Source organism: Rathayibacter sp. Leaf296, assembly GCF_001423045.1.
Lineage (GTDB): Bacteria > Actinomycetota > Actinomycetes > Actinomycetales > Microbacteriaceae > Rathayibacter > Rathayibacter caricis.
Genome location: NZ_LMNR01000001.1, coordinates 2,121,841 through 2,128,319, shown reverse-complemented (window position 1 = coordinate 2,128,319; position 6,479 = coordinate 2,121,841). Strand labels below are relative to the sequence as shown.

The following is a 6,479-nucleotide window of genomic DNA, read 5'->3' as shown; positions in this document are numbered from 1 at the left end:
CACCGCCCGCGACTCCGGCGGCAGGGTGTCGGCGGTCGCGCAGATGATCCGGCCCGCCTCCCACCGCAGCCTCGCGCCCGCGAGCGCCTCCCGGGTGCGCGGGAGGTCCTCGATCAGCAGTCGCGCGTCCTCCAGATCGCGCGACACCACCCGCTCCGACACCCCGCATCCGACCGCGAGCTCCGCCCGGACCGAGCGCTCCACGAGGTCCGCCGACCCGCCCCGCGGCACACCCCGCGCGAACGCCTCCGGACACGACACCGCCGCTCGATACGCCGCATGCAACTCGACCGCCGCCGAGAGCAGCACCGGCGACGCCGACCGCGCCAACTCACCCGCCCGATCCCCGCGCTCCCGCACCAGCGCGAGCACCTCCACCACTTCTGATCCCGTCATACGAGCACAGAACCAGCCACCACTGACATCCGCTCACGTTCCCCCAACGCGACGAGCGGTTCACGCCAGCGGACGCGCCAAGCGCCGGTTCCGCTCCGGGCCCAGCGCGAGCGAACCCCTCAGGACTCCTGCACAGCCCGGTCCGACTCCTCCACGATCGCGCGCATCGCCGCCTCCGCCGCCGCTCCGTCCCCCTCCGACACCGCCACCGCGACGGCCCGGTGCAGCCGCAGCGCCTCGCTGTCGGCCTCCCGCGGCATCAGGGCGTTGCGCGTGCGCCCCGCCAGCACCTCCGCGACCAGGTCGGCGAGCTGTGCGAGCATCCGATTGCCCGATGCCGACAGCAGGGTGCGGTGGAACGTCGTGTCGGCCGCCAGGTACGCGCCCTGATCGGCGGACCCCGAGTGGGCCGACATCACGCGCACGGCGTCCGTCAGTGCCTCGCGGTGCACCGCCGTCGCGTTCGCCGCGGCCAGCCGAGCGGCCAGCGGCTCGACGCCCAGGCGCAGCTCGCTGAGCTGGTGCAGCTGGCGCTGGCGGTCCGGCCCGTCCAGGCTCCACGCGACGACGCGCGGATCGAGGGCGTTCCACGACTCCGGCGGCTGCACCCGGGTCCCCGCCCGGCGGCGCGAGGTGACCAGGCCGAGCGACTCGAGGACCCGCACCGCCTCGCGCATGACCGAACGGGACACTCCGCGCCGCTCGGCCCGCTCGTCGGCGCTGAACGCGGTCCCCGGGGCGAGCTCCCCGCGCACGATCTGCGAGCCGAGCTCGTCGAGCACCGAGTGGTGCAGGGAGGGCGGCGGCGTCGCGGTCATGGGCCCATCCTCCCAAGCCGACGCTCGACTCCGCGCCATTCATCGGACATACTCGTCGAGAACACCGGTTATGTCGGACATATCGCGCCCCCGCGAGGCATGTCCGCGAGCCGTCGGACCGATCAAGGATGCTCATGACACCGACTCTCCCCTCCCTCCTCCGCGCCGCGGGGGAGGAGGTCGCCACCACCGCCCCGCAGGGGCAGCTGATCCTCGCCGCGATCCTCGGCATCGCCGTGATCGTCGTGCTGATCACCTGGCTGAAGCTGCACCCCTTCGTCTCGCTGCTCATCGGCGCGCTCACCACCGGCCTCGTCGCGGCGATGGCCCCCGCGGACGCCGTCGCCAGCTTCGCGCTCGGCTTCGGCAACACGATGGGAGGCGTCGGCATCCTGATCGGCCTCGGCGCCATGTACGGCAAGCTCCTCGCCGACTCCGGCGGAGCCGACCGCATCGTCGACACCCTCATCGCCCGCTCGAGCACCCGCGCGCTGCCCTGGATGATGGGCTTCGTCGGAGCGCTGATCGGCCTGCCCATGTTCTTCGAGGTCGGCCTCGTCCTCCTCATCCCCGTCGTGATCCTGGTCGCGCGCCGGAGCGGACTGCCGCTGATGACGATCGCGATCCCCACCCTCGCGGGCCTCTCGGTCATGCACGGCCTCGTGCCGCCGCACCCCGGTCCGCTGGTCGCGATCGACGCGCTCGGCGCGAACCTCGGAGTCACGCTCGCGTTCGGCGTCCTCGTCGCGATCCCGACCGTGGTCGTCGCCGGTCCGCTCTTCGGCCGCCTGGCCGCGAAGTGGGCACCCGTCGAGACCCCGCCGCTCTTCGGCGAGGGCGCCGGCGACACCCGCGAGCACCGCCCCGGCTTCGTCGCCGCGGTCGCGAGCATCCTGCTCCCCGTCGTGCTCATGCTCGGCAAGGCCGTCGCCGACATCGCCGCCCCCGAGTCCGAGGCGGCGTGGAAGGCGGTCCTCGACTTCCTCGGCACCCCGACGATCGCCCTGGGCATCGCCCTGCTCGCCGGTCTGGGACTGCTGGGCCGCGGCGGCCGGATGAACCGCTCCGAGCTCCAGGACTCGCTCTCCAGCTCCCTCCCGCCCATCGCGGGCATCCTCCTGATCGTCGGCGCGGGCGGCGGATTCAAGCAGGTCCTCGTCGACACCGGCATCGGCAGCGTCGTGGCCCAGCTGGCGGAGGGCAGCGGGGCGTCCGCGCTCCTCCTCGCCTGGCTCGTCGCGGTAGTGATCCGCATCGCCACCGGCTCCGCGACCGTCGCGACGGTGACGGCCGCAGGAATCCTCCAGCCGCTGACCGAGACGATGGACGGACCGATGGTCGCGCTCATGGTGCTCGCGATCGGCGCAGGCTCGGTGTTCCTCTCGCACGTGAACGACGCCGGGTTCTGGCTCGTCAAGGAGTACCTCGGACTCAGCATCGGCCAGACGCTGAAGACGTGGACGGTGATGGAGTGCCTGGTCTCGGTGACCGGGCTCGCCGGCGTCCTCGTGATCGGCCTGTTCGTAGGAGGACTCTGATGCAGCACCCGACCACCGCCCCCGTCCGCGCGATCGTCGTCATGGGCGTCTCCGGCAGCGGGAAGTCGACCGTCGCCGCCCTGCTCGCCGGCTTCCTGCACTGGAGCTTCCTCGAGGGCGACGATCTGCACCCGCGCGCGAACGTCGAGAAGATGGCGGCGGGCATCCCTCTCGACGACTCCGACCGCGCTCCCTGGCTCGCCGAGATCGCCCGGGTGGTCGACGAGCGGATCGGGAGCGGCCGCCCCGTCGTCGTGACCTGCTCGGCGCTCCGCCGCGCCTACCGCGACATCCTGCGGCGCGACGACCTCGTCTTCGTGCACCTCGCCGGGTCGAAGGAGGTCGTCGCCGGGCGCCTCGCCTCGCGGCTCGACCACTTCATGCCGACGACGCTGCTGGACTCGCAGTTCGGCCTGCTGGAGCCCCTCGGTGACGACGAGCGGCACATCACGGTCGACGTCGGGAACGCCCCGGAGGAGGAGATCGCCGAGATCGTGGAGCGGCTCGGTCTGAGCTGACGCCGTTCCCGGCACGCTCGGGCCCTCGATCAGGGCGGCGCTCCGGCCGCAGAGCGAGGCGGACTTGCACACAGGACCGCGACACGGAACTGTCGTCCCCGGGGAAGAGATCACGGGAGATCCATGGACGACGAGAACCTGCTCGCGGCGCTGCACCGCGGACGCCCGGCCACGATCGTCGAGGCGGCCGAGCTCACCCAGCTCGCCCCCGATCTCCTGCGCTCGAGCGTCCATCGGCTGCGCGAGCGCGGCCTGCTCGGGGGACAGGACGACCTCCTCGCGTACGTCCCTCCCGCGGAGTGGGCGGCCGCGAGCATCGCCCGGCACACCGACGCCGTCCGCCGCGCCACGGAGGAGTCGGTCGAGGGCATCGAGCGCGTCATGGCCGGACTGCCGGGGCTGATGGGCGCCTGGTCGGTCGGCGAGGCGTCGGCCGATCTCGTGCCCACCCTGCTCCGGCACGGACGGCACGCGTCCGAGGATCTCTGGTTCGACCTCGTCCGCCGCGACTCCGGAACGCTCATCGCCGTCCTTCCCGACGTCGAGCGCTTCCTCGATCCGCCCACCGAGCGCGCGATCCGCTTCGGGCAGGCCCTGGCGGCGAAGGACCGCGTCCGCGTGATCATGCCCGCCTCCTGCGTGAGCGACCCGCGCGTCCTCGCCCGCATCGAGGCCTACGAGAAGGCAGGGGTCGAGTACCGTCTGCTCGAGAACCCGCCCAGCTGGTTCTGGGTCGACGGCGAGCACCTGGCGGTGCCGTTCGAGTGGGGCGAGACGCGGCCGACCAGCGTCGTGGGCGTTCGTCACGCCGCCCTCGCGGGTCTGGTCAGCGCGTACTTCGAGGAGCTGTGGCGGCAGGCCGTCCCGGTCGCGGCCGTCGAGGAGTCGTGGACGTCGCTGCTGCGCCTCATGCGGACCGGGATCACCCTCGAGACCGCCTCCCACCGCCTGGGGATCAACCCTCGCACGGGGCGCCGACGCGTCGCGGCGGCGATGGAGCACCACGGAGTCTCGACCCTGTTCGCGCTCGGCACGGCGTGGACCGCGGACAGCGGCGCCGCGCCCGCGAGCGAGTAGCCGTCACTGCCGGCCACTCGCGGAGCACTGCGCGAGTGACCGGCCTTCGCCGACCGGGTGCCCCCAGTGTCGTGACCGTCCTCCGCCGCCCGCAAGAACCTCTAGAGGACACGTCCGGAAGAGGACACGACCGCTCAGCGGCGCTCCCGTCGCAGCGCCAGGAGGAGCGCTGCGGCGCCGAGGCCGAGGCAGAGCAGCGTGAGCACCGCGGTTCCCGGAGGGACGAGGTCGACCCCGTCCGTGCAGAGGATCGCGGTCGGCAGGGAGCGCTGCTCCGCCAGTCCGCCGTGGCCGCCCACCGCGCACTCCTCGTCCGGATCCCAGACCATGCCCGCCGCGACGTTCGAGACCGTGCCGACGACGAGGAGGACGATGCCGAGCACGATCCACGCGGACCGGTCGCCGGGTCCGCCGGCCGCCCCGTGACGCGTCCTCGCGTCGGCGGGCCGGTCCTCGTCGCCGCCGCCGAGGAGAGGTGTCCCGTCCACGCGCGGATCACCGGCTCAGTGCGCACCGTCGTTCCCCATCGCGTGCACGACGGCGCCGTGGCAGCCCGCCCGTGTCCAGTCGTAGGGCCCGTCGGCGTCGTCGCCGTAGAGCGCGATCCACGCGGCACCGCCCGCCTCGGGCAGTCCGGAGCCGTGGCTCTCGGGCGATCGCTCCCACGGGAGCTGGAAGGTGTAGTCGTGTCCCGACTCCGTCATGCACTCCGCGACGAGGAACTGCATGTCGACCCAGGAGCGCATGTGCTCGAGTTCGTCGCCGACCAGGGCCGCGGGGAACTCGATGACCGCGGCCGCGTCCGCATCGCCGTACAGGCGCACGCCCCACTGGTCGTAGCGCGCTCCGTCGGGCGCTGCGGTCGGAGTCGGCTGCTCAGCGGGCTCCCGCGGCTCGCGGGGGAGCGGCTCGTCGGACCGGACGACGCCGGGAACCGCCGCGAGCGCCTCGTACTGCCGCACCGACGCGCTCGCCCCGACGATCAGCGCGGTCCCGATCCCGACGGTCAGGAGCACCCCGGCCACGGTGAGAGCGACGGCCGCGCGGAACCGGGTCCCGCCCTGCTGCCGGGTCACGCCGCCACCACGCCCTCGGGGCGACGACGCTCGATCGACCAGCAGAGGACGGCCGCGAGGAGGATCAGCCCCTGCGCGTTGCCGAGCAGGAGCAGGCCGAGATCGAGCGCGGGGACGGTGGACACGAGCACCGGCACCGTCGCGCTGACGTACCAGAGCGCGTCGACCGCGACCGTGGGCAGCACGCTGACGCCCACCGCGCCCAGGAGCGCACCCGCGATCCTCGTCCTCCTGCCCGCCAGCAGCAGGAGCCCGACCGCCGCGACCAGGGTCGCGACGGGAACGGGCAGCAGGGTCGGGAGCGGCACCGTGCTCTCGGTCGTCACCCGGATGCTCGCCCACCCGCCGACGAGGACGGAGGCGAGCACGAGCAGCAGTGCGATCGCCTGCAGTCCCGCCGAGAGCGAGCCGACGCGCGCGTCGAACAGGGCCTCCGCACTGCCCTCGCGGAGCCGCGCGCGTCGCCAGAGCAGATCGGCGCCCGCTCCCCGCAGGATCCGGGAGCGGATCGCACGAGCGGTCCGCGCGGGGCTCTCCCCGCGCTCCTGCGCCCACAGGGCGTGCTCGTGCAGATCGGAGGCGATCTCGTCCGCCCGATCCGATGCGGCCAGGGGGTCGAGTCCGCGGGTGTAGAAGCGGCACCACCGCAGAGCCGAGAGCGTCGAGCGGCGGACGGCCGAGGATCGGCGGTTCACGCCGTTCCTCCCGCGAGGAGGGGCGACGACGGCGCGGCTCGGGACGCCGCCACCGCGTGCGCGACGGCCCGCCCCTCGCCGGTGACCTCGTAGCAGCGCCGGCGCGGTCGCCCCTGCGCGGTGGCCTCGGCTTTGTCCTCCCACGACGACGTCACCAGGCCGCGCTCCTGCATCCGCCCGAGCGCCTTGTACAGCGTGCCGTGGGCGGTCAGCGCCCCTGGGTCCCGATCGGCGATCGAGGCCGCGAGAGCGAAGCCGTGCACGGGCTCGGCGGCGGCGAGGAGCGCCTCGAGGAGGTCGAGCTCGAGGGGGAGGAGCGTCCCCGGTCTGCGTCTGGGCATGCTCCGAAGAATAGGAAGAT

Annotated in this window: 8 protein-coding genes; 3 read left to right on the top strand and 5 right to left on the bottom strand. The window is 73.5% G+C overall.

The window, feature by feature from the left end; genetic code table 11:
- Positions 1-515: 515 nt before the first annotated feature.
- On the bottom strand, positions 516-1,214 hold the full coding sequence (locus ASF46_RS09900; RefSeq protein WP_056867310.1) for a FadR/GntR family transcriptional regulator: 699 nt from the start codon (positions 1,212-1,214) through the stop codon (positions 516-518).
- 134 nt (positions 1,215-1,348) lie between these two features.
- Here ASF46_RS09900 and ASF46_RS09895 point away from each other — a divergent pair, with 134 nt between their 5' ends.
- The 3 genes from ASF46_RS09895 (at position 1,349) to ASF46_RS09885 (ending at position 4,347) form a co-directional block, all read left to right on the top strand.
- Entirely contained in the window at positions 1,349-2,752 is a 1,404-nt protein-coding gene (locus ASF46_RS09895; protein WP_056867309.1) for a GntP family permease, read from the top strand.
- On the top strand, positions 2,752-3,270 hold the full coding sequence (locus ASF46_RS09890; protein ID WP_056867308.1) for a gluconokinase: 519 nt from the start codon (positions 2,752-2,754) through the stop codon (positions 3,268-3,270). Before ASF46_RS09895 ends, ASF46_RS09890 begins: the two co-directional genes overlap by 1 nt.
- A 123-nt stretch (positions 3,271-3,393) precedes the next feature.
- Positions 3,394-4,347 (top strand): hypothetical protein, encoded by a 954-nt coding sequence (locus ASF46_RS09885; RefSeq protein ID WP_056867307.1) that lies wholly within the window; start codon positions 3,394-3,396, stop codon positions 4,345-4,347.
- 134 nt (positions 4,348-4,481) lie between these two features.
- Here ASF46_RS09885 and ASF46_RS09880 read toward each other — a convergent pair whose 3' ends face one another.
- Genes ASF46_RS09880 through ASF46_RS09865 form a run of 4 tightly spaced genes read right to left on the bottom strand, consistent with a single transcriptional unit; the run spans position 4,482 to position 6,459 of the window.
- Positions 4,482-4,835 (bottom strand): hypothetical protein, encoded by a 354-nt coding sequence (locus ASF46_RS09880; protein WP_056867306.1) that lies wholly within the window; start codon positions 4,833-4,835, stop codon positions 4,482-4,484.
- Positions 4,836-4,850: 15 nt separating this feature from the next.
- Complete coding sequence (locus tag ASF46_RS09875; RefSeq protein ID WP_056867305.1) at positions 4,851-5,423, bottom strand: hypothetical protein; 573 nt, start codon at positions 5,421-5,423, stop codon at positions 4,851-4,853.
- A complete protein-coding gene (locus ASF46_RS09870) occupies positions 5,420-6,118 on the bottom strand; it encodes a hypothetical protein (RefSeq protein WP_056867304.1) in 699 nt (232 codons plus the stop codon). The genes ASF46_RS09875 and ASF46_RS09870 overlap by 4 nt, the downstream gene beginning before the upstream one ends.
- On the bottom strand, positions 6,115-6,459 hold the full coding sequence (locus ASF46_RS09865; protein WP_056867303.1) for a PadR family transcriptional regulator: 345 nt from the start codon (positions 6,457-6,459) through the stop codon (positions 6,115-6,117). The genes ASF46_RS09870 and ASF46_RS09865 overlap by 4 nt, the downstream gene beginning before the upstream one ends.
- Positions 6,460-6,479 lie beyond the last annotated feature (20 nt).